The sequence below is a fragment of the Arthrobacter sp. B0427-1-12 genome (assembly GCF_059092905.1).
Genome location: NZ_JBNHIC010000024.1, coordinates 37,449 through 60,029, shown reverse-complemented (window position 1 = coordinate 60,029; position 22,581 = coordinate 37,449). Strand labels below are relative to the sequence as shown.

Here is a 22,581-nt window from a genome sequence, read left to right as displayed (position 1 = left end):
CGGAAGGGCGGTACCCGCGGGGTACCGCCCTTCCGTGCGTTTACGGTTCGAATTTGTAGCCGAGTCCGCGCACAGTCACGAGATAGCGGGGCTGGGATGGGTCCGGCTCGATCTTGCCGCGCAGCCGCTTGATGTGGACGTCCAGCGTCTTGGTGTCCCCCACATAGTCGGATCCCCATACCCGGTCGATCAGCTGGCCGCGGGTCAGCACCCGCCCTGAATTGCGCAGCAGCATCTCCAGCAGCTCGAACTCCTTCAGCGGCAGGGACACCTGCTCGCTGTTGACGCTGACCACGTGGCGCTCGATGTCCATCCGCACCGGACCGGCCTGGACCGTCGTCGAGATCAGTTCCTCCGGCTCGCCCTGGCGCCGCAGGACGGCACGCACCCGGGCCACCAGCTCGCGCGAGGAGTACGGCTTGGTGATGTAATCGTCCGCTCCCAGTTCCAGCCCAACGACCTTGTCGATCTCGGTGTCCTTGGCCGTCAGCATGATCACCGGAACGTTGGAACGCTGGCGCAACTGGCGGCACACCTCGGTACCGGACTGGCCCGGAAGCATCAGGTCCAGCAGCACCAGATCGGCGCCGGCGCGGTCGAATTCGGTAATGGCATCCAACCCATTGTCGACGATCTCGACCTCGAATCCCTCTTTGCCCAGCAGGTAAGACAACGGATCGCTGAAGGATTCTTCGTCTTCGACAATCAGAATGCGGCTCAAGCGGTCACTCCTTTATTCTGGGCACTTTGGCTGCCCACTTTCTTCTTGGCGGCCAGGATGGGCTCCACCGAGCCACTTTCCTCGCCCGGTTCCATTTCGGGAAGCCTCACGGTAAAGGTCGAGCCCTGCCCCAGCTGGGACCACACGCTGACCTCGCCGCCGTGGTTGGAAACCACATGCTTGACGATGCTCAGCCCGAGCCCTGTCCCTCCTGTCTGCCGGGAACGCGCCGCATCGATGCGGTAGAAGCGTTCAAAGATCCGATCCTGCTCGTCAGGGGAAATACCAGGCCCCTGGTCGGTAACGGACACCTGCGCCAGACCGTCACGGGAGCGCAGTCCCACGCCGACCTTACTGCCCTCGGGGGAATAACGGATGGCGTTGTCGATCAGGTTCCGGAAGGCCGTCATGAGCAGGTCCGGGTCGCCGTAGATGCGTTCGGCGATCCTGCCGCCGATGACGATGCTGATGTCCTTGCTTTCGGCGGTCAGCTTGTTGCGGTCCACCGCCTCGGCGATCACCGAATTCAGGTCCACCGGCCGGCCCTTGACGACGACGTTGGTGCCCTGGAGCCGCGAAAGCTCGATGATGTCCTGCACCAGCGCTGAAAGGCGCGAGGCTTCCTTGTGCATACGCCTGGCGAACCTGCGCACCGCGTCTTCATCCTCCGCGGCGTCCTCCAGGGCCTCCGCCAGCAGCGAGATCGCCCCGACCGGGGTTTTCAGTTCGTGGGAAACGTTGGCCACGAAATCGTTGCGCATTTCCTCCGTGCGCGTGATCTCCGTGCGGTCGTCGGCCAGCAGCAGGATATAGCTGTCTCCGATCGGTGCGACCCGCACCTGGACGATAATGGTGCCCTGCCCCAGCGGGCCGCGCGGAAGTTCGAAGCGGCGCTCCTTGATGACGCCGTCGCGCCTGACCAGCCTGGTCAGTTCCAGCAGCTGCTCGTGCACGACGGTGTAGCCGCGCACCAGACCGAAGGCGTAGGCCGCCGGACTGGCCCGGACGACGCCGTCGATCTCGTCGACGATCACATAGGCGCGTCCGACGACGGACAGCACCTCCGCGGCACCGTCGGGAATAGTGGGCTCTTCGACGTCGGCAAGTTCGCGGCGCTGGGCCTCGCTGAAACGGAAAGCCAGCATGCCGAAGACGCCGAGCGCCAGGCCCACGAGTCCGGCGATTACGCCGACGGCAATTGCATCCACGCTACTAGCTTAGGCGCAGCTTATGACCGGAAATTGCCGCTCGATGGAATTGCGGCCGGGGTTCAACTAACGTTCACCTACAGGAGCATGACAATTCATGGGCAGCTGAAAATCTGCCGTATCAGGACTGTCCTTTTGACCGGGGCAGAATTCATCAACGAAAGGACCCCAAGGTGCGTAAGGTTTTCCAGGCCGAGCTTCACCAGGTGGGCGAGGAACTCATTGAGATCTCGCGGCTCGTGGCTGAGGCCATCCAAAAGGCCACCGACGCTTTCGAGAACGCCGATACCGAACTGGCGCAGGAGGTCATCGCCGGGGACGCCCGGATTGATTTCATGCAGAACGATCTCGACGAGCGCGCTATCGACATCCTCGCACGGCAGGGCCCGGTGGCCAGCGATCTGCGCATGATCGTCGGCGCGCTGCGCATGAGCGCCTCGCTGGAGCGCATGGGCGACCTGGCCCGCCATATCGCACAGCTGGCCCGCCTGCGGTTCCCGGAGAACGTCGTCCCCGAGAAACTGCAGCCCACGTTCGCGGAACTGGCGAAGCTGGACAGCGACCTTGCCCAGAGCCTCACCCAGTTGCTGGAGACGCGCGACATGAAGCACGCCAACGACATCGTCAAGGTCAATGCGCGGATCAATGAGCTGCACGCCAGCGTCTTCGATGTCATCGCCGCGCCAGACTGGGATTCCCCCGCCTCCACCGCGGTGGATGTTTCCCTGGCCAGCCGCTACTTCGAGCGTTTCGCGGACCACGGGGTCTCGGTGGCGCGCAAGGTCACCTACCTGGTCACGGGCGAATGGCAGGCCAGCGCCACCAGCACCACACCGTAGCAACCGCGGCATGAAGGAGGGCGGTTCCCCCACGGGAACCGCCCTCCTTCATACCTGAGGCCGCAGGCCCCCGCTTACTTCTTGCCCTGGTTGGCCACGGCCTGGATGGCGGCCTTAGCGGCTTCGACGTCCAGATAGGTACCGCCGGCCTTGATGGGCTTCAGGTCCGCATCCAGTTCGTACACCAGCGGAATGCCGGTGGGGATGTTCAGGCCGACGATGTCCTCGTCGCTGATGCCGTCCAGGTGCTTGACCAGCGCGCGCAGGGAGTTGCCGTGCGCGGCGACCAGGACCGTCTTGCCGGCCTTCAGGTCGGCGGAAATGTCCGACTCCCAGTACGGCACCAGGCGGATGAGCACGTCCTTAAGGCACTCGGTGCGCGGGGCACCGTCACCCAGGTCCGCATAGCGGGGATCCCCCGCCTGCGACCATTCGCTGTCATCGGCCAGCACGGGCGGCGGGGTGTCGTAAGAGCGGCGCCACAGCATGAACTGCTCCTCGCCGAACTGGGCCAGGGTTTCCGCCTTGTCCTTGCCCTGCAGCGCACCGTAGTGGCGCTCGTTCAGGCGCCAGTCGCGCTTGACATCGATCCAGCTGCGATCGGCCGCTTCCAGGGCGATGTTGGCAGTGACGATTGCACGCTTGAGCCGGGAGGTGTACACGATGTCCGGCAGGACGTCATGCTCCACCAAAAGCTCGCCGCCGCGCTGCGCTTCCTTGCGCCCGAGCTCCGTCAGGGGGACATCCACCCAGCCGGTAAAGAGGTTCTTTTCGTTCCAGTCGCTCTGCCCATGGCGGAGCAGAATCAGCTTGTAAGGTGCCGCGTTGTTAGACATGCCATTAGTTTGCCGCATCACAGCGGCACCGGTGAAAACGTCCCGAACCATTACGCTATGGGGGTGGCGCAGCAGAAAACGGGTGGAATTGCACCGGGCAAACCGGTGGGCAGCATTACCCGGGGCACCACGAATCCCAACCGCCTGCGCCGGCTGGACCGCTGGCTGGCCGGGCCGCAGGCCTGGCGGCTGAAGGCCGCCGCAGATCCGCTGGTGATCGACCTGGGCTATGGCGCGGCGCCGACGACCGCCGTCGAACTTCACGACCGCCTGCATCCGGTGCGCCCGGATGTGGAGGTGATCGGCATCGAAATCGAACCGGAGCGGGTACGGGCAGCCAAGCCGCTGGAACGGCCGGGGCTGAGTTTCCGGCAGGGCGGCTTCGAGCTTCCGGTTCCGGGACGGCGGGCGGCGATAGTCCGGGCCTTCAATGTGCTGCGCCAGTACGACGAGTCCGAATACGCCGGCGCCTGGCGGCTGGTCTGCTCCCGGTTGTCGCCGGAGGGCCTGTTCATCGACGGCACCTGCGATGAGATCGGCCGCCGCAGCACCTGGGTGGCGCTCGACGGCGGCGGGCCGCTGTCGCTTTCCGTCTCACTGCGCTTCGGGGCCTTCGAGCTGCCGTCCGACGTGGCCGAGCGGTTGCCCAAGGCGCTGATCCACCGGAACATACCGGGCGAGCGGATCTACGAGTATCTGCGGGCGATGGACCGCGCCTGGCTGGAAGCGGCGCCGCTGGCGTCCTTCGGCAAGCGGCAGCGCTGGCTGGGGATGTGCCGGGCGCTCCGGGCGGCGGGCTGGCCGGTCCTTCACGGGCCCTCGCGCTGGCGGCTGGGCGAAATCACCGTAGCGTGGGAGGCCGTCGCGCCCCGCGTTTAATCGGCGGCGCGTGTGCCTCCGCCGGCCTTAACGTTTACCAGGGGCCGTAGGGGCCCTGGCCCCGGCCGCCCTTCACGTCCGCCAGCGCGGGCTTGACATCCGCCAGGTAGACGCAGGCGGCGATCAGCGCGATGAACCCGAGGAACAGCGGCATCCAGCCGGCCAATGACAGGCCGCCGACGGCGGCTGATCCGGCGGTGATGCCCAACCAGAATCCCTTGGTGCGTTTGAAGGCGCGCTGGAAGCTGTCCGTCCGGTGCCGGACGCAGTCCAGCAGGGCCCACAGTTCCAGGCCGAAAGCCACCAGGCCGAAGAGGTTCCACAGCCAGAACTCGATCAGTTGCACATTCACGGCTCAACCTTACCGGTTCGCCCCGAGCGCCCGGATCATGCCCCGCCGAGCGCCCGGTCCAGATCCGCCCAGAGATCCTCCACGTTTTCAATCCCCACGGACAGGCGCAGTAGGTTCTCCGGCACGGTCTCCGGTTCGTTCACATGGCGGCGGCGGCGTTCGATCAGCGACTCGACCCCGCCCAGCGAGGTCGCGGGCAGCCACAGCTCCAGCGCCTTGACCACGGTATCCGCGGCCTCGGCTCCCCCTGCGACCTCGATCGCGACAATGGATCCGAATCCGCTCATCTGCTCCGTCGCGCGGGCGTGGCCCGGATCGTTCGGCAGGCCGGGGTACCGGACGGCGTCGACCCGCGGATGCTGCTCCAGCCGGCGGGCCAGTTCAGCCGCCGTCGCCTGCGAGCGCTCGACCCGCAGCGCCAGCGTGCGCAGTCCGCGCAGCCCCAGCCAGGCCTCGAACGGCCCCGCGATGGCGCCGTGGAGCGAACGGAAGTCCAGCAGCCGCTCCCGCAGGCCGGCGTCGGAGGTCACCAGTGCGCCCAGGATCACATCCGAGTGGCCGGCCAGGTACTTGGTCGCCGAGTGGAGTACGACGTCTGCCCCCAGCTCGAGCGGCCGCTGCACCAGCGGCGTCGAAAAGGTGTTGTCCGCGACGACGAGGGCGCCCGCCCGGTGCGCCGCGTCGGCCAGGGCGCGGATATCCGCGACCTCGAGCATCGGGTTGGTGGGGCTTTCCAGCCAGAGCATGTCGGCGGACGGCAGTTCGGCGGTGACCGCTGCGGTATCGGCAATGTCCACCGTGCGGAGGGTGAAGCGGCCGCGGCCGGCTTCCTGCTGGGCCAGCGCCAGCGCACCCTGGTAGCTGTGCCGCGGCATGATGATGGTGCCGCCGTCGGGCAGCAGGGACAGCGCGGCGCCGACGGCGGCCATGCCGGAGGCGAACAGCAGTCCCGGAAGCGCGGCACCCTCCAGCTCGGCCAGGGTCTGTTCGAAGGGATCCCAGGTGGGGTTCGCGTAGCGCCCGTAGGCGCGGTCGCCCTGACGGACCTCGCCGCGGCCGAAGAACGTGGAGGAGAGGACGATCGGCGGGTTCACCGGCGCGTCATGCTCCCGGGCCGGACGGCCCGCGGCAACGACGACGGTATCCGGTTCCAGCGGGACGGGGTGGGCACCGTTGCCGGGGCGTGCCCCCTGGGAAGAGGTGCCGGGAGTGGAATGTCCGGGACTGGAGTATTCTGCGGGAAGGCCAGCGCTCATGAAGGAAAGGTTAACCCTCCGGAGTTTCCACCGGCCAATATGCACACTGCATTACGAAGAAGCGGACCACCGGCCGTTTATGGGTAACGTTAATCCGGTGAGCAACCAGACGTTCCCGAAGCAGTCCGGCCCCGGCTATCCGGGGCTCTTCATCGCCTTCGAAGGCGGGGACGGCGCCGGAAAATCGACCCAGGCCCGGCTGCTCACCGAAGCGCTCGGCAGCGCCGGCAGGACGGTTCTGCGCACCCGCGAACCCGGCGGCACCCCGATCGGGGAAAAGCTGCGGAGCCTGGTGCTGGAACACGGCCACGGGGACATCGATGCCCGGACCGAGGCCCTGATCTTCGCCGCCTCCCGCGCCGCCCACGCCGCGCAGGTGATCCGTCCCGCCTTGCTGCGCGGCGACGTTGTCATCTGCGACCGCTACATCGATTCCTCCGTTGCGTACCAGGGCGCCGGCCGGGCTCTGGGGCCGGAGAGCGTCCTGCGGCTCAATGCCTGGGCCACCGAGGACCTCCGGCCGGACCTGACGGTGCTGCTGGACGTCGACCCCGAAGCCGGCCGCAGCCGCCGCGCCGCGGCCGACGCCGCGGACGATCGGATGGAAGCTGAGCCGGACTCTTTCCACAAGCGGATCCGGGAAGCGTTCCTGGAGCGCGCGGACGCGGATCCCCAGCATTATCTGGTGCTCGACGCCCACCGTCCGATCGCAGAACTGGCGCAGGCCATCCTGGCCCGCGTCAACGGGCTGCTGCCATGAGCGTCTGGGACGACCTGCAGGGGCAGACTGCGGTGGTCGAGCAGCTGCAGGCAGCGGCCCAGGCCCAGCAGCCGACCCATGCCTGGCTGTTCACCGGCCCGCCCGGCTCCGGCCGCTCCAATGCCGCGAAGGCCTTTGCCGCCGCGCTGCTCTGCGAGCGGCCACTGCCCGAAGAGCGCGGCTGCGGCCAGTGCCACAGCTGCCGGACCGTGCTGGCCGGAACCCATGCGGACGTCACCGAGGTTGCCACGGAGAAGGTCACCATTACCATCGACGAGGCCCGCGAGCTGGTGACCAAGGCGCAGGACAAACCGTCCACCGGCCGCTGGCGCGTGATCCTCGTCGAGGACGCGGACCGGATGGCCGAGCGGACCACCAACGTCCTGCTCAAGGCAATCGAGGAACCGCCGCCGCGGACCATCTGGCTGCTCTGCGCCCCCAGTCCGGGTGACGTGCTGGTCACGATCCGTTCGCGCTGCCGTCCGGTCTCGCTGCGCCTTCCGCCGCCGGAGGATGTCGCCGCCCTGCTGGTGCGCCGGGACGGCATCGATCCGGCCCTGGCCGAGGCCGCCGCCCGCGCGGCCCAAAGCCACATCGGAGTGGCCCGGCGCCTGGCCACCAACGAGGGCGCGCGCGAACGGCGCGAGCAGATCATCAAGCTGCCGCTGAACCTGAAGACGGTTCCGGACGCGATGGCCGCCGCCGCGGAGCTGGTGCGCCTGGCGGAGGCGGAGGCCCAGAGCTCCTTCGAACAGCGCGACGCCGAGGAAAAGGAAGCCCTGCTCCGGTCCCTCGGGGCGCCGGAAAACGGCGCGCTTCCGCCCGCGATGCGCAGCCAGGTCAAACGCCTCGAGGAGGATCAGGCACGCCGGGCGAAACGCTCGAAGAACGACTACCTGGACCGGGCGCTGACGGACCTGATCTCCTTCTACCGGGACGTGCTGATGCTGCAGGTGGGCAATGGCGAACAGTTGGTGAACCAGGCCTGGCGCCGGGAACTGGAGGCCTTCGCCGATCGTTCCACCGCCGAGAAGACCCTGCTGCGGATCGAGGAGATCAACAAGGTCCGGCGCCGCATCGTATCCACGAATGTCGCCCCGTTGCTGGCTATTGAGGCCATGGCGGTTAGCCTGCTGTAGGGACATTCAGTAACCGCGTCCCCCTACAATCGCGCCACAGGAGCTCCACAGCATGACAACCACACGACGTCGGACGCCCAAGGCTGCCGGTACGGCACTGAAGGCGGCAGCCGCGGTGGCAAGCCTGGCCATGCTGACCGGCTGCCAGCTGATCTTCCCTGGCAGCGGCGGCGGGGCAGACGCCGACCGCACGGCGGATGCCGAGGTCATCGGTGACGTACCCGCGGAGCTGATGAGCTATTACACCCAGGATGTGCGCTGGGAGGACTGCGAGAACGGTTTCGAGTGCGCCACCGTCACGGTGCCCATGGACTATGAAAACCCCGCCGGCGAGAGCATCGATATCGCAGCCATCAGGAGCGAGGCCTCCGGTAATCCGCTCGGCACGGTGCTGATCAACCCGGGCGGTCCGGGAGCTTCGGGATACACCACCGTCAGGGACAGCGTGAACATGGTCACGTCGGACCGGCTGCGGGACAACTACGACATCCTGGGTTTCGACCCCCGCGGCGTGGGCCGTTCCTCGGCCGTCAAGTGCCTGACCGACGACGAACGCGATGAATCCCGCAGCACGTTCCACGATCTGGATACGGCCGAAGGCAGGGAATCGGCTGCGCAGAGCGCCGGGGAATTCGCAGCCAAGTGCGCGGCCAACACCGGCGAACTGCTGGGCCATGTGGATACGGAAAGCTCCGCGCGGGACATGGACATCCTGCGGGCGGTCGTCGGGGACCCGAAGCTGAACTACCTGGGCTTCTCCTACGGATCGATGCTGGGCGCCACCTATGCCGAGCTCTTCCCGGAGCGGTCCGGACGGCTGGTGCTCGACGGCGCCATGGACCCGAGCCTGTCCAACGAAGAGATCACCCTCGGCCAGGCTGCCGGCTTCGAACGGGCCATCCGCGCCTATGCCCAGGACTGCCTCAGTCGGCCGGAATGCCCCATGGACGGCAGCGTCGACGACGCCGTGGCTCAGATCGGCGAACTGATCGACTCCGTTGAGGCCAGCCCGATGACGGCCAGCGACGGCCGGCTGGTACCCGTCGCCACCTTCGTCAATGGCTTCATCCTGCCGCTGTACAACGACCTGAACTGGCCGACGCTCACGCAGGCCCTGACCGGTGCCTTCAACGGTGACCCGACGGACATGCTGCGGCTGGCGGACTTCGGTGCCGAGCGGAACCCGGACGGCAGCTACGACGGCAACACGGCCGCCGCGTTCACCGCGTTCAACTGCATGGACTACACCATGACCACCGACCCCGCCGCCATGCAGGCGGATGCGGAGAAACTCGACGCTGCTTCCCCCACGATCGGGCGCTACCTCGCCTACGGGGGCGTCACCTGCCAGGACTGGGCCTACGAACCGGTCCGCGAACCCCATCCCATTCATGCCACTGGCGCTGATCCGATCGTGGTCATCGGCACCACCGGCGATCCCGCGACGCCCTACGAATGGGCCGAGGCCCTGAGCAGCCAGCTGGACTCCGGGGTGATGGTCACCTGGGAGGGCCAGGGCCATACCGCCTACGGACGCGCCGGCGAGTGCATTGAAGATGCCGTGGACGACTACTTCATCGACGGCAAGGTGCCGGAGGACGGAGCCCGCTGCTGACCCGGTGGTTGAGCGGGCGCGGAACCAGCGGGTCGAAACCCGCCTACAGCAGTTCCGGCAGTTCCCTGATGGAAGGCACGACGGCGGTCGCACCGGCCGCGCGCAGCGCGGCCTCGTCGTGATAGCCGGTCAGCACGCCCGCCACGACGCTGGCGCCGGCGCGCAGCCCCGCGAGTATGTCCGACGTCGTATCCCCCGCCACCAGCACACTGCGGACATCGTCGAGATCCAGGGCGAGCACTGCGGTCAGGATCATGTCCGGGTACGGCCGTCCCCGCCCGGCGTCGGAGGGGCAAAGTGAGAGGTCAGCCAGCCCCATCCAGCCCAGCGATTCCAGGATCATGTTCTGAGTGTGGCGGGCGAAGCCGGTGCTCAGGCAGATCTTCAGTCCCGCCTCCCGCAGCCGGGTAATTGCCTCCTCGGCCCCCGGGATCGGCTGGACTCCGTGCTCGGCGAGCAGCTCGTCGTAGAAGAGCTCAAAAACCTTGTTGGTCCGGGCGGCAACATCCAGATCGCCGTCGAACAGCTGCTCGAAGACGCTCAGCTTCGAGGTGCCCATCGTCTCCCGCGCATAGGCGAACATGCTCCGGAAGCGGGCGCCCTCCGGATCCACGCCCTGCTCCGCGACGGCGCGGGTGAAGGCGGTCTCCTGCAGACCACGTTCATCGATGGTGGTTCCGCCCATGTCCAGTACGGCAAGGCGCAGTTTGCTGGACGCGGCACTCTCGATGGGCACTGCACGGCTCCTTCAGCTGCTGGGAAATGCGGGTATGACACCCTGATCGTGTAATTTTGCACGGTGCGAACGGCCATTGGATGACGCCAAGCTAACCAGCGGGTGAACATGCGCGGGGCCGGTATGAGCCGGTCCGGCAGGTCTTGGTTTTGACCCCGGTGCACCGCTCTTATACAGTTGTTCCTTGTGGATTCGGTCCGGCAATTTCCGCCGGAATCCGGAACCGGCCTCCTTAGCTCAGTCGGTAGAGCGTCTCACTCGTAATGAGAAGGTCACCAGTTCGATTCTGGTAGGAGGCTCCATATTCAAGGGTTTTTGCCCCGGCCCGCCGGAGTCCGGCACGCTTACGGCACGTTTTGAAATCCGCTGATCCATGAACGTGATCCTACGCGTCCTCGCTGCCCACGGTTGATGGCCACTAACACTAACCGTGCAGCGATCAAGTCAGCAGGCTCCGATACATATGATGGAGCGGGAATGTCGGCCTTATGTAGCCAGGCCAAAAAACAGACAAGATCCCTGCCGACCAAGGCAAGCCCCCCGTGAGCGTCCACGGACTGCCGAACGAAGCGCCGCTTATAACGGAGGGCACCGGCGGGCACCACCGGTGAGTTAATGTAGTCGGGCCGAGACCGGTAGAGGACCAATTGACAATAGTCTTAGGCGACAGATGCATCCGTTCGGCTACCTGTGCCGGGAGACAGCCCCGCGAGCAGGACGATGATACTGCCGGCGATGACGGTCAGCGTCTGGTAGACCATGGGTGCCTCCGAGCATGCCTGGCTGGGTATTTTTACTCCCCTGAACACATGCGCATACCCCGCTGGGTAAGCTCACCGCAGCCTCCCGAAGAGGCGCTACGGTGGAGTTCAGAAGTGCCGAAAAGCAGGGAGTTTTGCAGTTGGAACACGCTGATGTCGGAGCCGTCCGCCTGGGAATTCTGGGCGATCGCGGACCGGAAACCGAAGCGGCCATCGCCTACTGGGAAAACGAGGTCAGCAAGCGCGATGAGCTGTCCTTTCCCCGTGTCCTGAAGGAGCTGTGGGGCGACCGTATCGACCGCCGTAACGCGGACAAGGTGGCCCAGCATGTGGCCCAGTTCGTATCGGCTGAACTCACGGGGCTGGCTTGCGAACGGTGCGGTCAGCCGCTGCCGCCGGTGCCGGTGGGCAGCCGCGCGGAGGCCAGGAAGGTCTGGAGTGCCCAGCACTCCCGTTTCAGAACGGGAATCACCTGTGACCGCTGCCGGGACCGGGTACAGCAGTGGATTGACAAATCCGACCGCCTGTTGCCGCAGACCGTCACACTGGACGTTCTGCTCTCCGCCCTGGCGCTGCGGCAGACCGCGGAGTACGGTGCACGGATACCGGGATTTGCTCTGAAGGAGACCCTATCGTTCCCGGACGTCGCGAAGCTGGCCAGTACCCTGCTGGTCCCCGAGGATGCGAGCCTGGACGCCGTCGTCTTCAAGGAAGACGGGAAGGCTTTCTGCGACCCGGAAATGATCACCTGGATGTTCGCCGGCGAGGGGATGCCCCAGCAGCGTATTCAGGCGGCCGATGACTTTCTGGACCGCCAGTACGGCGAAGCGCTAATTGCCAGGCCGTTTGATGAGATCGTCGATGCCGCAGTCCGCTGCATCGAGGACGAGGTGCTTCACTACATCGATTTTCACGTGGACGAACGGCGATGGGATGGGCTCGATGACCAGCAGGAGGAGCGGGTCCGCCAACTGGTCCGGGAGAACTGGGGGCCGCTGAACCTGGGCATGTTCTACAACCTGCTCTGGAATGCCTTCCGGTCCGCGGCCAACCTGAAATCCTTCAAGAGCGTCATCCCCCAGCAGAAGCTTCGCAGCTACATCGTCAACGAGTTCGCCAAAGGGATCGCGCGGATGCTCAAGGGCGAGTGGGAACGCAGAGAATACGTCCTGCCGTCGAAAATGGCGCACCGGCCGCGGTCCCTGATCCTCTTCCGTATGCTGCTGAACCTGGATGTCATGACCGTCCTCCCGGAAGACGTGGAGCGGCTGCGCCCCGAACCAGCCGGGCCGGACGGGGAGAGCATCCAGCGGACGGTGCTGGAATTCATCCAACACCGGGTGTCAGAGCTGAGCGGACAGCGCGCCGATCTGCTGGAGCGCTTCGGGGAGGTCTACCGGCAGAACGGGCAGGCTGCCGACGAGAATGCCGCTTTCGCGGCCGCGCAAAACGGACTGGCCCTCCTCGACGGGTTCGTGCCGAAGAGTACTGTCGATGCCGTCAGGGACGAAGTCCAGGAGATGCGCGATTCAGCCGTCTCCATGCTGTCCAGGAGCTAGACGGCGCGGGCGAACCGGCAGTCGGGGCCGACGGTCAGCGAGTCTACCGGCAGGGCTTTCCCGGTCTGCTGAACGTATAACCGTACCGCCCGGCGCCCCGGACTCTGGCGGGTCCTGCAGCCCGAATGTAGCGTGGCCTGTATCACATCAGGCGCGTTGTGCTGGGACAGCGCTTAGTGGACAGGACAAGCCCCATGAAACGGAAGACCGGAATCTGCGGAGCATTGCTGGCGTCGGCGCTGGTACTGACCGGCTGCGGCGGCGAGGCTGAATCGGAATCATCCGAACCTGCCTCGGCGGCACCGGCATCCTCCGAGGCGCCCTCGCCGACCCCCACCGCGGCCAAGACCTACACCAATGAGGACCTGACCGCGCTAGTCTCCTCGCTCACCGATGCCCAGGGCCAGCCAATGACCGTGATCCCGGCCGCCCAGCTGGATCAGATCCTGGCCCAGACGCAGGAACTGCAGGCCACCGCCACCGTCACCCCGGAGGCCTGCGCCGCCTTCGCCTCCGAGAGCGCGCAGATCCCCGAAGGCAGCACCTACGCCGCCGGCACCACCCAGTCCGCGGCGGAGAAGACCTTGACCACGGTGACCCTCGTCGCCGTTCCCGATCCTCAGGCCATGGCCGATGAGATCGCCCAGACCCGGCAGGCCATTACCGAGTGCGCCAATTTCCAGGTCCAGGCCCAGGGGCGGACGATCACCGCACAGGTCCAGCCACTGGAGGTGACCACCACCGGCGAGGAAACCTCCGCTGTCATCGTTACCCAGACCCTCGACACCGGGGAGACCCAGACGATCATGACCGTCGCAGGCACCCAGGGAACACTGGCGGTCAACGCGGTCAAGATCGGCGCCAACGTCCCGTCCCAGGCGCAGGCCGAACTGGTCAAACTTGTCGACGACACCTTCGTCAAGAGCCAGGGCTAGAAGACCGGTCCGGGCAGCCGACCCCTGCCCGGACCTGTCCCGGCAGACCCTCCGCTGAGGACTGAAGCCGGTTCCGCTGACAGTGGGGGTCAGCTAGGGTCGGATGGATGAAGTCGACCGTCACGCTCACCGAATTCATCTGCAGCCCCGAGGCTGCCTTTGCCAGCGCCGGCCAGGGCACCGTGACCGTAACCCGTCCGGGCCTGGAGGATCTGGTGGTCACCACTGCCGGGACGATGGAACGGCAACGGGCCGCCGGGCAGATTATTGCCTCATTTCTGGCGGCAGCCGTGCCGGAGCCGGACCGGGATTTCGATCAGCGCCTGCAGGATGCGTTCCCCTGGCTGGCGTCCCTGGACCGGGACACCCGTATCGCCTTCGGCCGGGAGGCCATTTCCACCGCCAGACGCTGCATTGCATCCGAACGCTTCGACCGGCTGATCCTGGTGATGGAGGCATGGAAGGACACGGCGGCCCTGGCGGCACACTGCCCTCCGGCCAATGGTGCGGGCCATACCTCTCTGGAGGAGCCGGTGGGGGCGGAGCGTCACTGACCCAGGCATTGGGACACTCCGCTCTGGTCTGAAGACGCAGGCTACCCCCCGTCACCCAAGGGCTTGCTTCCGCACATTACGACCACAAACTAGAGCGCCGACGAAAGCCCCGATACATTCTTTTCATGGCACGACCGAAGAACCCGGGTCGCAAGACCGAACTGATGGACCAGATCATCGGTTACCTGCAGGACAAGCCGCTGTCCTGCTTGTCCTTCCGCACCCTGGCCAAGGGCCTGGGCGTCAGCGCCTACGTGCTGGTCTACCACTTCGGCACCCGCGAGCAGATGATGAACCAGATCACTGCAACCGTCGACGCACTGTCCCAGGAAATCACGACCGAGAACGTCGCATCCTGGTCCCGGGACCAGTACCGGGCATGGATAGATGAAAACTGGCGCTGGATGGTTCAGGACCGCATGCGCCAGCTGCGCCGGCTCAGATTCGAGGCAGCCATGCAGGACCTGGTCGCACCGGAGCCCACCACCATCGCCCAAAAATATTTCGCGCGCTGGTGCGACCTTCACAGCACCTGGCTGACCGCCCAGGGCCTGCCACCGGACGAGGCGGCCACGGAAGCCAGACTGCTGGTCAATTCGTTCTACGGCCTGGCGTACGACCTGGTGATCAACGACGACACCGACGCTGCCACTGATGCCTTCGAGGCGCTGATGCGCAACTTCTGGCGTACCGTCGATGAGCGGCTGACAGGCGAACCGCTCGATGAAGCCGTGGCACGCCGCCCCGTTCCTTCCTGAAACACGAAGCGGAACTACACCGGGAATCAACGCTGCGGTCACCTTCCGGTAATCACTGATAGCCAGCATGGGAAGCATCCTTAGCAATCAGCAGTGCCAGCATCTCCAGGAGGCATGACATGGCTGAGACCGCCGACCCCGCCGTCAGTATCACGGACGTCTCTGCGCTCAAGCCCGGAGACTACATCGAGGCCCGCCGCGGTGACGCGATCCACCTCCGCGGGCGGGTCGACTCCGTGGCCCCGGATCTGGGCATCGCCTGGATCGCCGAGTCGCTGCCCGGCTACCGCCGGATCGTCGACCCCCAGGAGTTCAGCATCTGGCTCCGCCGGCAGCCAGGATCCATTCCCCTCCCAGACATGCCGGGACCGGCCCGGCCGGCCGAAAACGAAGGAGCCATCCCATGACGGAAACTGCCAGTACCGACATCCCGCGGGTCCATGACCTGCCCGCGCTGCGGCCCGGGGACAACATTGAGGCCCGGCGCAACGGGGTGACCCACTATTTCGGCCAGGTCGAATCCGCCGTTCCCAAGGACGGTGTCCTGTGGATCCGCGAGGGTGTGGCCGGACAGCCTCTGGGCATCGACCTGGCCGAGTACAGCATCTGGTTGACCCGCCCCTACCGGCAGGCCCATCCCGGCTAGATCGGGCGGATGTTTTCGGCTTGCAGGCCCTTCGGGCCCTGGGCGATGTCGAATTCGACCCGCTGGTTCTCTTCCAGGGAGCGGTAGCCGCTGGCGGCGATCTGGGAGAAGTGTGCGAACACGTCCTGACCGTTCTCGTCCTGGGCGATGAAGCCGAAGCCCTTTTCGGCGTTGAACCATTTCACGATGCCTGTTGCCATGCTTGTTTCATCCTTCTTGGCTGCACCGCCGGCTCCCCTGCCGGGAACCTGACCCGCGGGGCGTCCACTTCCACCGTAGGCGAGGGCCGGACGGAGCGGCAAGGGGCGGGTAGCACGGCGCCATCGCGACAGGCACCCACTAGTTAAGTAACTGGTGATGGCTGGACATGTCCAAGTAGTTCGAAGATGCGTAGTCCGCTCCCTAGGCATGGGTCTTCACACATGCGATTCTATTTATCAGTTAGTTCGACGAACCGGGTTGGGGGACCTGGGCCGCCGGACAGGCTGGATTCACTTCGGGGGAATGGATCCAGCCGCAACTGAACCTGTTCTTGGGGGAGAACAGAGATCGGCCAGGCCGCCGGGATCAGGTAATCGATCCGGCGGCCTCGCCGTTTAAGCAAATCGGCAGGATGGCCCCGGGGCCTGGAATCCTGCAGAATCATTCCCATGTGCGGACGCTATGTGATGTCGAAAGCCACCGGGGACCTGGTCTCTGCCTTCAACGCCGACGAGGCGGCAGGCACCGACCTGCGGCCGTCCTGGAATGTCGCCCCGACCCAGAAGGTGCGCCTGGTCCTCGAGCGGCTGGATCCGGAGACCGGGGAACTGACCCGGGTCCTGGAAACGGTCCGCTGGGGCCTGGTCCCCTCGTGGGCCAAGGATCCCAAAGTCGGTTCCCGGCTTATCAATGCCCGCTCAGAGACGGTGCTGGAGAAGCCCTCGTTCCGGTCCGCGGCGGTCAAGCGCCGGGCCCTGGTGCCGGCGGAAGGCTACTACGAATGGATGAAAACCGCCGACGGGAAGGTGCCCACCTACCTGCGCCCGGCAGATGAGGGCCTGCTGGCATTTGCGGGGCTCTATGAGTTCTGGCCGGACCCGGCCCTGCCCGAGGAGCATCCGGACAAGTGGCTGGCCACCTGCACCATCCTCACGCGACCGGCCGCCGATGCTCTGGGCCACATTCATGACCGGACCCCGATGATCGTGCCCGAAGACCTGCAGGCGGATTGGCTGGATCCGAAGACCACCGCCAAGGCCGATGTTGCCGGCCTGCTGGACGCCATTCCCGATCCGGAGCTGGAGCCGGTAACTGTCAGTGACCGGGTGAACTCGGTGCGCAACAACGGACCTGAGCTGATCGAGCCGGACGGAGAATAGCCCCTGGCATCCAAGGCTTCCGGGTCGGGACACGCCGGGAACCCGGCATCCCGGATATTTCAATAACAGGCGTTTGCCTATGCCATACTTTTCGAGCGTCCTCCGCCTCCCGTGCATCCCCCAAGGCCAGGAGCCGGAGGGCGCCTGACTTTCCGGCCCGCCCCTGCTGCCGCGTGAAAACACCTGACACCGGATTGTTATGTGCAAAGTATCAGCCCGACCATTTACCGACCGTCCGTTATGCCATACTGAGGGAAGCGCCCTCCGCCTCCGCTTACCCCCAAGAGCTTGAGTCGGAGGGCCTCTTTTTTTGCCCGGCAGGCCAGCGGTGTGCATACGATGGCAGTATGCCTGCCCGCTTCATGACACTGCCCCAGGTGGCCGAGGATCTGGCCATCTCCCAGGCCCAGGCGTACGCGCTGGTCCGCTCCGGAGAGCTGCCTGCGATACAGATTGGTGGCCGGGGCCAGTGGCGTGTCGAGCGTTCCAAATACAACGAGTACATTGCTGCCGCCTACGAGAAGACAGCGGCCGGCATCCGGGCGGGCCTGCCCGAGGAAACGCCGGCGGAGGACTGAGGCTCCATGGATGACGATCCTGAGGAGCTGCGCCGGCGGGCCCGGCAGCGCGTGGCCCGTTTCGATGAACTGCGAGCAGCCAGGGGCTTCCTTCACCATGGCCTGACACCGCGTGACGTCGCCGACCTGCTCTCCATCAGCGAGGCCCAGGCGGGCAGGCTGCTCAGGGCCGCCGCACGGCGCAGCTCCAGCCGCGAGCCGGAACCTGAGGAGATGATTCTGCGGGCCTTCGTTGACCGCCTCGACTGCCGGAGACTGGTCGAGGCCCTCAAGGCGTTTCCGTACACCTTCGGTGAAGAAGCCCCGCCGCCGCACGAGGGCCGTCTGCCGGGAACCTGGGACCAGGTGGTGGCCGCCCACGCCCAGGAACTGCTCAGCCGCGACGAGTTCGATGAAATCAGGACGACCATCGACTTCGGCGACAAACAAGAGTTCCGCTACCGAGCTGCGAGCGGGTTCGCCGCCGCGCTGATCTGGAGCAAGAGCGACCTGATCCACACGACCTAGAGCTCAAAGACGGCGTTCGGGTCGTCCATAGCGCACCTCAATTCGCCGATACTGCCGATGCCTACGAGGGGTGATATCCGTGCGACTTCGACGATGCCTCTGACGACGGTCTGTATCGCTGAAACGTCGCCGGACTCAAGCGCCAGATCAAGGCTCTCGAACAGGCGCTTGTGCTTCTCGCGGCGCTCTTCGAAAATCCAGTCGAAATAGTCCCGCAAGGTCTTCTTAGAGGCCTTGATCCGCGCGACCTCGATGTCCCGGTACGTCTTGAGCCTCTCGCGCTTCGTGCTCTCGGTCTCCTGGATCTGGATCGACTCACGCACAACGCCAATGAGCTGGTTGAGAGCGTTGACTGCATCAGTCGGGCCGAGCTTCCCTGCCGCCCCGTAGAGAAAACCGCTAATCCGCTGCCCGAAATCTCCTCAGCAGCTCACTGTCGACCAGACCGGGGACACGCCGCGGAAGGGGGACCCGGAGGGGCGCCCATCAATGCCACCGACCACGACCAATGGCTCTATCCGCAGACATCCCTCACCATTCAACGTTGAAAGATGCCTGGGCAGCCGCAACTACGGTGTCGGCATCGTTGAGAAAGTCCACCGGCCGGTGCCCACCCGGCAAATAGGTGGTGGGCGAACACAGCCAAAGAACCACATCGCTGTCATCCCATTCGGCAGCACGCCCGGCTTCGAGGAGGCGCGGGATGACGGGCTTCACGCTGCCTCCGGCAAACTGAAAGCCCGGGTACAGGAAACGGTGTCCGCGCCTGATGCCCAGTACTTTGCCGGCTGCGCGCATCCGGTTGACGAACCGAACATCCCCGGCCCTGTTGCCGAGCAGGACGGATACCTGCATTGCGGAGAGCAGACCGAACTCCCTGTCCCGGACATGGTTTTCCGCAGCCTGAATGGAGCGCGCCAGCTGCGGAGACACCGTGGTGTCCAGATTCCGCACAGCTTTTTCGAGAGCACGGATTCCCTTCCGGCTATACCGATCCTCACATGCTCCGGGGGCCCCAACAGTCCCGTTGTCGCTGCTCATGCCACGAAGGTACCCGGAGTCGTTACGGATGGACAGACCTTCCCGATACAGCCTCAGGACCCTGATCGACGCGTCAGTAGCCGGTGTCCAGCTCCTCGGCCTGCCTGACCACTGGACTTATGTCCCTGCCTGCCAGGAGCCATTCGCGGATCGAGGCTGGCCTGTCACCCAGGACCAGGTCCGGCTGCGGGCTCAGGAAGAAGCCTGCCACCGCCCCAGGATGCAGGTCCACGGGCAGGGCCTGAAGCACGTCTGGAAGATACGGAATGGTCCTTTCACCCGCGAACTGCCAATCCGGGAATACCGTGCGCCCGCCAACTGTGTATGTGTACAGCCTGCGGGCAGAAGCGTCCCGTTGGACGGCTGCGACAGGCATGTTCAGCCGTCGGGCCACCTCCTCGACGCCGAGGGCCGCGGCATCGGCGGCTTCCTGCGCAGCGGCGTTCGCCGCGATGGCTCGCTCCACCTCCTCTTCAGACGCGGCGATCCCGGAATGTTGATCCCAGAATCGGCGCTCTTCCGGGGTCAGGTCCGGCTCTCGATCATGCGTGGCCCTGGCATTGGGATGGTTCATGAGGCAAGGATACGTCTACAGCCCGGAACAGGGACGAAGTCGGAAATCGACCGGTTCAGGCAGACCATGCCGCGGCGTCGCGGCGTGCCAGCTCGAGGACACAAACGGCTGCTCGGCCCTCAGTAAGCCATTGGATTGCCGACTTTCCGTCCAGTTCCAGGACAGGGGTTACCAGCCAGAGGGCGATCGTCCAGCCCGAACCGGTTCCGGCCCGCAGGACAGTCAGCACCTCCGGCAGGCCAGGGACGAGTCTGCCATCAGGCGCGAACTGCCAGGCCGGGTACAGCCGGACCCCGTCGGACGTTGTGACGGAGAGTAACGCTCCGTTCTGGCTTCGCTGGTCGAGAGCGTTCTCGGTGATGCCGAGCCAGGAGGACAGGGTGGAAGTGTCGTAGAACGGGCCGGTGCGCTCCGCCAGATCGTTCCGGCTTGGCTGCTGCGGCGGGGCATTCATGCAGCAAGGATACGTGCCGGGCAGTTTTTCATGTCCCCCTGGTGTCGCAGTGCGGGGTCCTGAGGGCACACTGGAGGCAAGGCGGAAGGAGGCCGGCATGTGCGAGACCTGTGCGGCACCCGCGGAACGCTGTCCGGAGTGCCGGCAGCGCCCGAGCCGCAGGGACCGGGAGGCCCGCCGGCGCGTGCAGATCATGGCCGCCCGATTGCGTCTGGTCACGGACCGGAAGCTGGGTAAGGTGCCCCCGCGCTGGGTGGTAAGACTGGCAGCGGAAAACCCACATCAGGGTGCGTGCGGCCGTGTGCGGTGAACAGCGTCAGGACGGCGTGGAGACGGAGCGTGGCGGTGTTCCGCTGGAGGTTGCTGTGGCAGCTGCCCGGCTTCAGTGTGTGCTGGACTGGCGGGATGAAGTCGAAAGCCCTGCCTGGGTCAGGGCGCTGGCCCACCGTTTCCCCTGGCCGGATGATCCCTGTGACCGGTGAGGAACAGCGGGACGCTGAGCTGTCCGGGGCTGAGCGCCGCCGGGAGGTTGAGGACGGGCTGGCCTGGGTCCTCCGAAATGACGCCGAACTGTTCAAGCGGCTGGAGGTCGCATGAGCGATGCCCGGGCTTTTCTTCAGCAGGTGCTGGGACCGACGTTGACGGCTGCCCTGGCGGGCCGGGATGCCGCCCCGGATGATCCGCGGCTGGAGCTGGCGCGGCAGGTCTGGCAGATCCTCGAGGAGGCCGACGGTGCGGATATGGTGGGGCAATGGTTTATCGGGGCCAATCCAAGGTTCACCGAACGGACGCCTGTGACGGCTATCCGTGAGGGGTTGCCCAATGTCCTGGCGGCCGCCTACGCCCAAGCTGAAGGCCAGCCCGACGTCTAAACAGCCGAGCCTGGATCGGTCATCCAGAGCGCCTTACCGTGGAGTCGATCGTCCAGGGCTCCGGGTCATATTCGAGGGGTCCGTCATGTCGGATCCGTGCACCGCAGCTGCCGCATTCCCAGATGACGTGGACCAGTTCCGGGTCATCTTCGCCCGGGTCATAAATGACCGCGACGTCCATGGGGCGCGGCGGATGGGCGGAAATGCAGGTCAGCGGTGCACCGGCGCTCACGCGAAGGCTCCCTGTTCGTAGGCGTCCAGAGCCTCGAACAGGGGGTCCGGGCCCTCGAGTTCAAGCACATCGGTCGGTCGGGCGCCTCCCAGGTGCGGGTCGCTCCCCTGCAGCCACAGCACGGCCCGGGCCGGTGTCAGGACGTCCAGCAGCCGGTTAACGAGTTCGTCTGCCCGCTCGCCCGCGGCGGTCACCAGCCCGAGTACCGTCTCCTGCTCGGCCATCATGCGGCAAGTCTAGGATGTGGGATCCGGCCGATACACTGCCCGCATGGACGAGCTGATTAACGATGGCGCTCCGACCGGCTCCTACTGCGTCCGGACCGAAAGCGGGACCGCCCACATCGTCGATGTGGAGGAAGACGGCCGGCGGTACATCCAGCGCATCCGCGCCGAACACGCCATGACGGAGAGGTTCCTGCATGTCCCCATTTCTATCCTGCGCCGCGACGGTGAGCGGATTCCGCTGCTGCACATCGAGCGGCTCCGGGTCGGGGAACGCGGCGCCATGATTGTCGATGTCCGCGGCGACGGCATCCTGACATTCCGAGGGACAACTCCGATTCTGTCGATCACGCGGCTGTCCGAGGAACGGCCGCACTCCTAGTTCCGCTGGGAGTCGCGTGTCTTGCGTGGCGCACCGTTAGGCTGGCAGGCGGGAAGGGTCTTCCGGCTTCTTCCGGGACACTGAAGGAGGCATTATGCAGCTGCCAGACATTCTTGCCGAGGAGCGGATCGCCGAGGCTGCCGCCCTGGTGCGGGACTACTACGCCCAGCCGCGGACCGGGAAACGCTTTGACGACTGGGCCGGAGGCGGTGACAGCCCGGAGACCGTGAACACGCTGACGGCCGACGACCTGATCGCCGTCTCGTTCCTGTCCGTTGATGTGCCTGCCGAGGCAGCCATCGGGCTGCTGGAGACCTACGCTGACCAGGTAAGCGACCTGCTGGCCCAGCTGCCTGCGGATGTGGACCTCGCCGACCTGCCGGCAGCGGACTTCGAACGGCTGCTGAACGATGCGGACAGCCCCGGCTCCCGGCTGTGGCACCTGGTACGGGCACGGGACACCGGCCGGTGGGGTGTCGGCGAAACCAGGGCAAGCAAGATCATCGCCCGTAAGCGGCCGCGGCTGGTGCCGATCTATGATTCGGTGATCCGCAAGGTGACGGGCATACCGCACTCGGGCGGCCAATGGCGTACATGGCACACCATGCTTACGGGCGGCACCGGCCTGCCCGAACGATTGGCGGCGATACGGCAGGAGTCCGGCATCACCGAGGAGATCGCGGCGCTGCGGGTTATGGACGTGGCGCTATGGATGTATGGGAAGCGCCAGGGCATTACGCCGGATCCGGCAGATGACGGGGTTGTCACGGCCCCCGAGTAAGGCACCTGGCGCTGCCCGTGC

At 65.8% G+C, this 22,581-nt stretch carries 31 protein-coding genes and 1 tRNA gene; 19 read left to right on the top strand and 13 right to left on the bottom strand.

The genetic code is table 11. From position 1 onward, the window contains the following. Positions 1 to 40 precede the first annotated feature (40 nt). Both AC5RWU_RS14900 and AC5RWU_RS14895 read right to left on the bottom strand, forming a co-directional pair. Positions 41 to 721, bottom strand: a complete 681-nt coding sequence (locus AC5RWU_RS14900; protein WP_494031934.1) for a winged helix-turn-helix domain-containing protein — start codon at positions 719 to 721, stop codon at positions 41 to 43. Beyond that, positions 718 to 1,866, bottom strand: coding sequence for a sensor histidine kinase (locus AC5RWU_RS14895; RefSeq protein ID WP_494031979.1), 1,149 nt, complete (start codon positions 1,864 to 1,866; stop codon positions 718 to 720). Before AC5RWU_RS14895 ends, AC5RWU_RS14900 begins: the two co-directional genes overlap by 4 nt. 236 nt (positions 1,867 to 2,102) lie before the next feature. On the opposite strand from AC5RWU_RS14895, the gene phoU reads away from it, so the two are divergent. Continuing rightward, positions 2,103 to 2,768 (top strand): phosphate signaling complex protein PhoU, encoded by a 666-nt coding sequence (gene phoU, locus AC5RWU_RS14890; protein WP_494031935.1) that lies wholly within the window; start codon positions 2,103 to 2,105, stop codon positions 2,766 to 2,768. A 74-nt stretch (positions 2,769 to 2,842) separates the two neighbouring features. Here the strand turns inward: phoU and AC5RWU_RS14885 are convergent, their stop codons facing one another. Next, entirely contained in the window at positions 2,843 to 3,604 is a 762-nt protein-coding gene (locus AC5RWU_RS14885) for a phosphoglyceromutase (protein ID WP_494031936.1), read from the bottom strand. A gap of 57 nt (positions 3,605 to 3,661) precedes the next feature. Here AC5RWU_RS14885 and AC5RWU_RS14880 point away from each other — a divergent pair, with 57 nt between their 5' ends. Beyond that, complete coding sequence (locus AC5RWU_RS14880) at positions 3,662 to 4,483, top strand: class I SAM-dependent methyltransferase (protein WP_494037047.1); 822 nt, start codon at positions 3,662 to 3,664, stop codon at positions 4,481 to 4,483. A gap of 34 nt (positions 4,484 to 4,517) precedes the next feature. Here AC5RWU_RS14880 and AC5RWU_RS14875 read toward each other — a convergent pair whose 3' ends face one another. After that, complete coding sequence (locus AC5RWU_RS14875) at positions 4,518 to 4,835, bottom strand: DUF2516 family protein (RefSeq protein ID WP_494031938.1); 318 nt, start codon at positions 4,833 to 4,835, stop codon at positions 4,518 to 4,520. A gap of 35 nt (positions 4,836 to 4,870) precedes the next feature. Then, positions 4,871 to 6,091: a trans-sulfuration enzyme family protein gene (locus AC5RWU_RS14870; protein ID WP_494031939.1), complete on the bottom strand. Its 1,221-nt coding sequence runs from the start codon at positions 6,089 to 6,091 to the stop codon at positions 4,871 to 4,873. A gap of 79 nt (positions 6,092 to 6,170) precedes the next feature. Between AC5RWU_RS14870 and tmk the strand changes: the two genes are divergently transcribed. From tmk to AC5RWU_RS14855, 3 genes are read left to right on the top strand one after another with little or no spacing between them, the layout of a single operon-like run. Beyond that, the gene (gene tmk / locus AC5RWU_RS14865; protein WP_494031940.1) at positions 6,171 to 6,851 is read left to right on the top strand and encodes a dTMP kinase; all 681 of its coding nucleotides are present in this window, start codon (positions 6,171 to 6,173) and stop codon (positions 6,849 to 6,851) included. Next, positions 6,848 to 7,990, top strand: coding sequence for a DNA polymerase III subunit delta' (locus AC5RWU_RS14860; protein WP_494031941.1), 1,143 nt, complete (start codon positions 6,848 to 6,850; stop codon positions 7,988 to 7,990). Before tmk ends, AC5RWU_RS14860 begins: the two co-directional genes overlap by 4 nt. A 52-nt stretch (positions 7,991 to 8,042) precedes the next feature. Then, positions 8,043 to 9,605: an alpha/beta hydrolase gene (locus tag AC5RWU_RS14855; protein WP_494031942.1), complete on the top strand. Its 1,563-nt coding sequence runs from the start codon at positions 8,043 to 8,045 to the stop codon at positions 9,603 to 9,605. A 43-nt stretch (positions 9,606 to 9,648) separates the two neighbouring features. Here the strand turns inward: AC5RWU_RS14855 and AC5RWU_RS14850 are convergent, their stop codons facing one another. Continuing rightward, on the bottom strand, positions 9,649 to 10,341 hold the full coding sequence (locus AC5RWU_RS14850; RefSeq protein WP_494031943.1) for a phosphonatase-like hydrolase: 693 nt from the start codon (positions 10,339 to 10,341) through the stop codon (positions 9,649 to 9,651). Between the two features lie 226 nt (positions 10,342 to 10,567). Here AC5RWU_RS14850 and AC5RWU_RS14845 point away from each other — a divergent pair. The 7 genes from AC5RWU_RS14845 to AC5RWU_RS14815 all read left to right on the top strand — a co-directional run bounded on the left by AC5RWU_RS14845 (position 10,568) and on the right by AC5RWU_RS14815 (position 15,554). After that, positions 10,568 to 10,643, top strand: a tRNA-Thr gene (locus AC5RWU_RS14845). Between the two features lie 599 nt (positions 10,644 to 11,242). Next, entirely contained in the window at positions 11,243 to 12,661 is a 1,419-nt protein-coding gene (locus AC5RWU_RS14840) for a hypothetical protein (RefSeq protein WP_494037046.1), read from the top strand. Positions 12,662 to 12,855: 194 nt separating this feature from the next. Beyond that, on the top strand, positions 12,856 to 13,596 hold the full coding sequence (locus AC5RWU_RS14835; RefSeq protein ID WP_494031945.1) for a hypothetical protein: 741 nt from the start codon (positions 12,856 to 12,858) through the stop codon (positions 13,594 to 13,596). A 107-nt stretch (positions 13,597 to 13,703) separates the two neighbouring features. Further along, a complete protein-coding gene (locus AC5RWU_RS14830) occupies positions 13,704 to 14,150 on the top strand; it encodes a hypothetical protein (protein ID WP_494031946.1) in 447 nt (148 codons plus the stop codon). A 125-nt stretch (positions 14,151 to 14,275) separates the two neighbouring features. Beyond that, entirely contained in the window at positions 14,276 to 14,908 is a 633-nt protein-coding gene (locus tag AC5RWU_RS14825; RefSeq protein WP_494031947.1) for a TetR/AcrR family transcriptional regulator, read from the top strand. 119 nt (positions 14,909 to 15,027) lie between these two features. Beyond that, on the top strand, positions 15,028 to 15,315 hold the full coding sequence (locus AC5RWU_RS14820; RefSeq protein WP_494031948.1) for a KOW domain-containing RNA-binding protein: 288 nt from the start codon (positions 15,028 to 15,030) through the stop codon (positions 15,313 to 15,315). Beyond that, positions 15,312 to 15,554: a hypothetical protein gene (locus AC5RWU_RS14815; protein ID WP_494031949.1), complete on the top strand. Its 243-nt coding sequence runs from the start codon at positions 15,312 to 15,314 to the stop codon at positions 15,552 to 15,554. The genes AC5RWU_RS14820 and AC5RWU_RS14815 overlap by 4 nt, the downstream gene beginning before the upstream one ends. Here the strand turns inward: AC5RWU_RS14815 and AC5RWU_RS14810 are convergent. Further along, positions 15,551 to 15,754: a cold-shock protein gene (locus tag AC5RWU_RS14810; protein WP_494031950.1), complete on the bottom strand. Its 204-nt coding sequence runs from the start codon at positions 15,752 to 15,754 to the stop codon at positions 15,551 to 15,553. The two genes, AC5RWU_RS14815 and AC5RWU_RS14810, sit on opposite strands and share 4 nt — an antisense overlap. Positions 15,755 to 16,204: 450 nt before the next feature. Between AC5RWU_RS14810 and AC5RWU_RS14805 the strand changes: the two genes are divergently transcribed. The 3 genes from AC5RWU_RS14805 (at position 16,205) to AC5RWU_RS14795 (ending at position 18,000) form a co-directional block, all read left to right on the top strand. Beyond that, positions 16,205 to 16,915 (top strand): SOS response-associated peptidase, encoded by a 711-nt coding sequence (locus AC5RWU_RS14805; RefSeq protein ID WP_494031951.1) that lies wholly within the window; start codon positions 16,205 to 16,207, stop codon positions 16,913 to 16,915. Between the two features lie 347 nt (positions 16,916 to 17,262). Continuing rightward, on the top strand, positions 17,263 to 17,493 hold the full coding sequence (locus AC5RWU_RS14800) for a helix-turn-helix transcriptional regulator (RefSeq protein WP_494002698.1): 231 nt from the start codon (positions 17,263 to 17,265) through the stop codon (positions 17,491 to 17,493). Positions 17,494 to 17,499: 6 nt separating this feature from the next. After that, complete coding sequence (locus AC5RWU_RS14795; protein WP_494031952.1) at positions 17,500 to 18,000, top strand: hypothetical protein; 501 nt, start codon at positions 17,500 to 17,502, stop codon at positions 17,998 to 18,000. Here the strand turns inward: AC5RWU_RS14795 and AC5RWU_RS14790 are convergent. The 4 genes from AC5RWU_RS14790 to AC5RWU_RS14775 all read right to left on the bottom strand — a co-directional run bounded on the left by AC5RWU_RS14790 (position 17,997) and on the right by AC5RWU_RS14775 (position 20,069). Next, positions 17,997 to 18,323 carry a hypothetical protein gene (locus tag AC5RWU_RS14790; RefSeq protein WP_494031953.1) on the bottom strand — a complete coding sequence of 109 codons (327 nt, stop codon included), beginning with the start codon at positions 18,321 to 18,323 and terminating at the stop codon, positions 17,997 to 17,999. The genes AC5RWU_RS14795 and AC5RWU_RS14790 overlap by 4 nt on opposite strands. A gap of 208 nt (positions 18,324 to 18,531) precedes the next feature. After that, positions 18,532 to 18,954: a hypothetical protein gene (locus AC5RWU_RS14785; protein ID WP_494037045.1), complete on the bottom strand. Its 423-nt coding sequence runs from the start codon at positions 18,952 to 18,954 to the stop codon at positions 18,532 to 18,534. 160 nt (positions 18,955 to 19,114) lie between these two features. Continuing rightward, a complete protein-coding gene (locus tag AC5RWU_RS14780; RefSeq protein WP_494031955.1) occupies positions 19,115 to 19,615 on the bottom strand; it encodes a hypothetical protein in 501 nt (166 codons plus the stop codon). 55 nt (positions 19,616 to 19,670) lie between these two features. After that, on the bottom strand, positions 19,671 to 20,069 hold the full coding sequence (locus tag AC5RWU_RS14775) for a hypothetical protein (RefSeq protein WP_494031956.1): 399 nt from the start codon (positions 20,067 to 20,069) through the stop codon (positions 19,671 to 19,673). Between the two features lie 471 nt (positions 20,070 to 20,540). Between AC5RWU_RS14775 and AC5RWU_RS14770 the strand changes: the two genes are divergently transcribed. Together AC5RWU_RS14770 and AC5RWU_RS14765 are read left to right on the top strand one after the other, a co-directional pair. Next, positions 20,541 to 20,666 (top strand): hypothetical protein, encoded by a 126-nt coding sequence (locus tag AC5RWU_RS14770; protein WP_494037044.1) that lies wholly within the window; start codon positions 20,541 to 20,543, stop codon positions 20,664 to 20,666. Further along, on the top strand, positions 20,663 to 20,941 hold the full coding sequence (locus tag AC5RWU_RS14765) for a hypothetical protein (RefSeq protein WP_494031958.1): 279 nt from the start codon (positions 20,663 to 20,665) through the stop codon (positions 20,939 to 20,941). Before AC5RWU_RS14770 ends, AC5RWU_RS14765 begins: the two co-directional genes overlap by 4 nt. Positions 20,942 to 20,960: 19 nt before the next feature. On the opposite strand, the gene AC5RWU_RS14760 is transcribed toward AC5RWU_RS14765, so the two are convergent. Both AC5RWU_RS14760 and AC5RWU_RS14755 read right to left on the bottom strand, forming a co-directional pair. Beyond that, positions 20,961 to 21,173, bottom strand: coding sequence for a hypothetical protein (locus tag AC5RWU_RS14760; RefSeq protein WP_494031959.1), 213 nt, complete (start codon positions 21,171 to 21,173; stop codon positions 20,961 to 20,963). Further along, complete coding sequence (locus AC5RWU_RS14755) at positions 21,170 to 21,400, bottom strand: hypothetical protein (RefSeq protein ID WP_494031960.1); 231 nt, start codon at positions 21,398 to 21,400, stop codon at positions 21,170 to 21,172. The genes AC5RWU_RS14760 and AC5RWU_RS14755 overlap by 4 nt, the downstream gene beginning before the upstream one ends. A 43-nt stretch (positions 21,401 to 21,443) precedes the next feature. Here AC5RWU_RS14755 and AC5RWU_RS14750 point away from each other — a divergent pair, with 43 nt between their 5' ends. Both AC5RWU_RS14750 and AC5RWU_RS14745 read left to right on the top strand, forming a co-directional pair. Beyond that, positions 21,444 to 21,779, top strand: a complete 336-nt coding sequence (locus AC5RWU_RS14750) for a hypothetical protein (protein WP_494031961.1) — start codon at positions 21,444 to 21,446, stop codon at positions 21,777 to 21,779. A 94-nt stretch (positions 21,780 to 21,873) separates the two neighbouring features. Further along, the gene (locus AC5RWU_RS14745) at positions 21,874 to 22,560 is read left to right on the top strand and encodes a DUF6308 family protein (RefSeq protein WP_494031962.1); all 687 of its coding nucleotides are present in this window, start codon (positions 21,874 to 21,876) and stop codon (positions 22,558 to 22,560) included. Positions 22,561 to 22,581 lie beyond the last annotated feature (21 nt).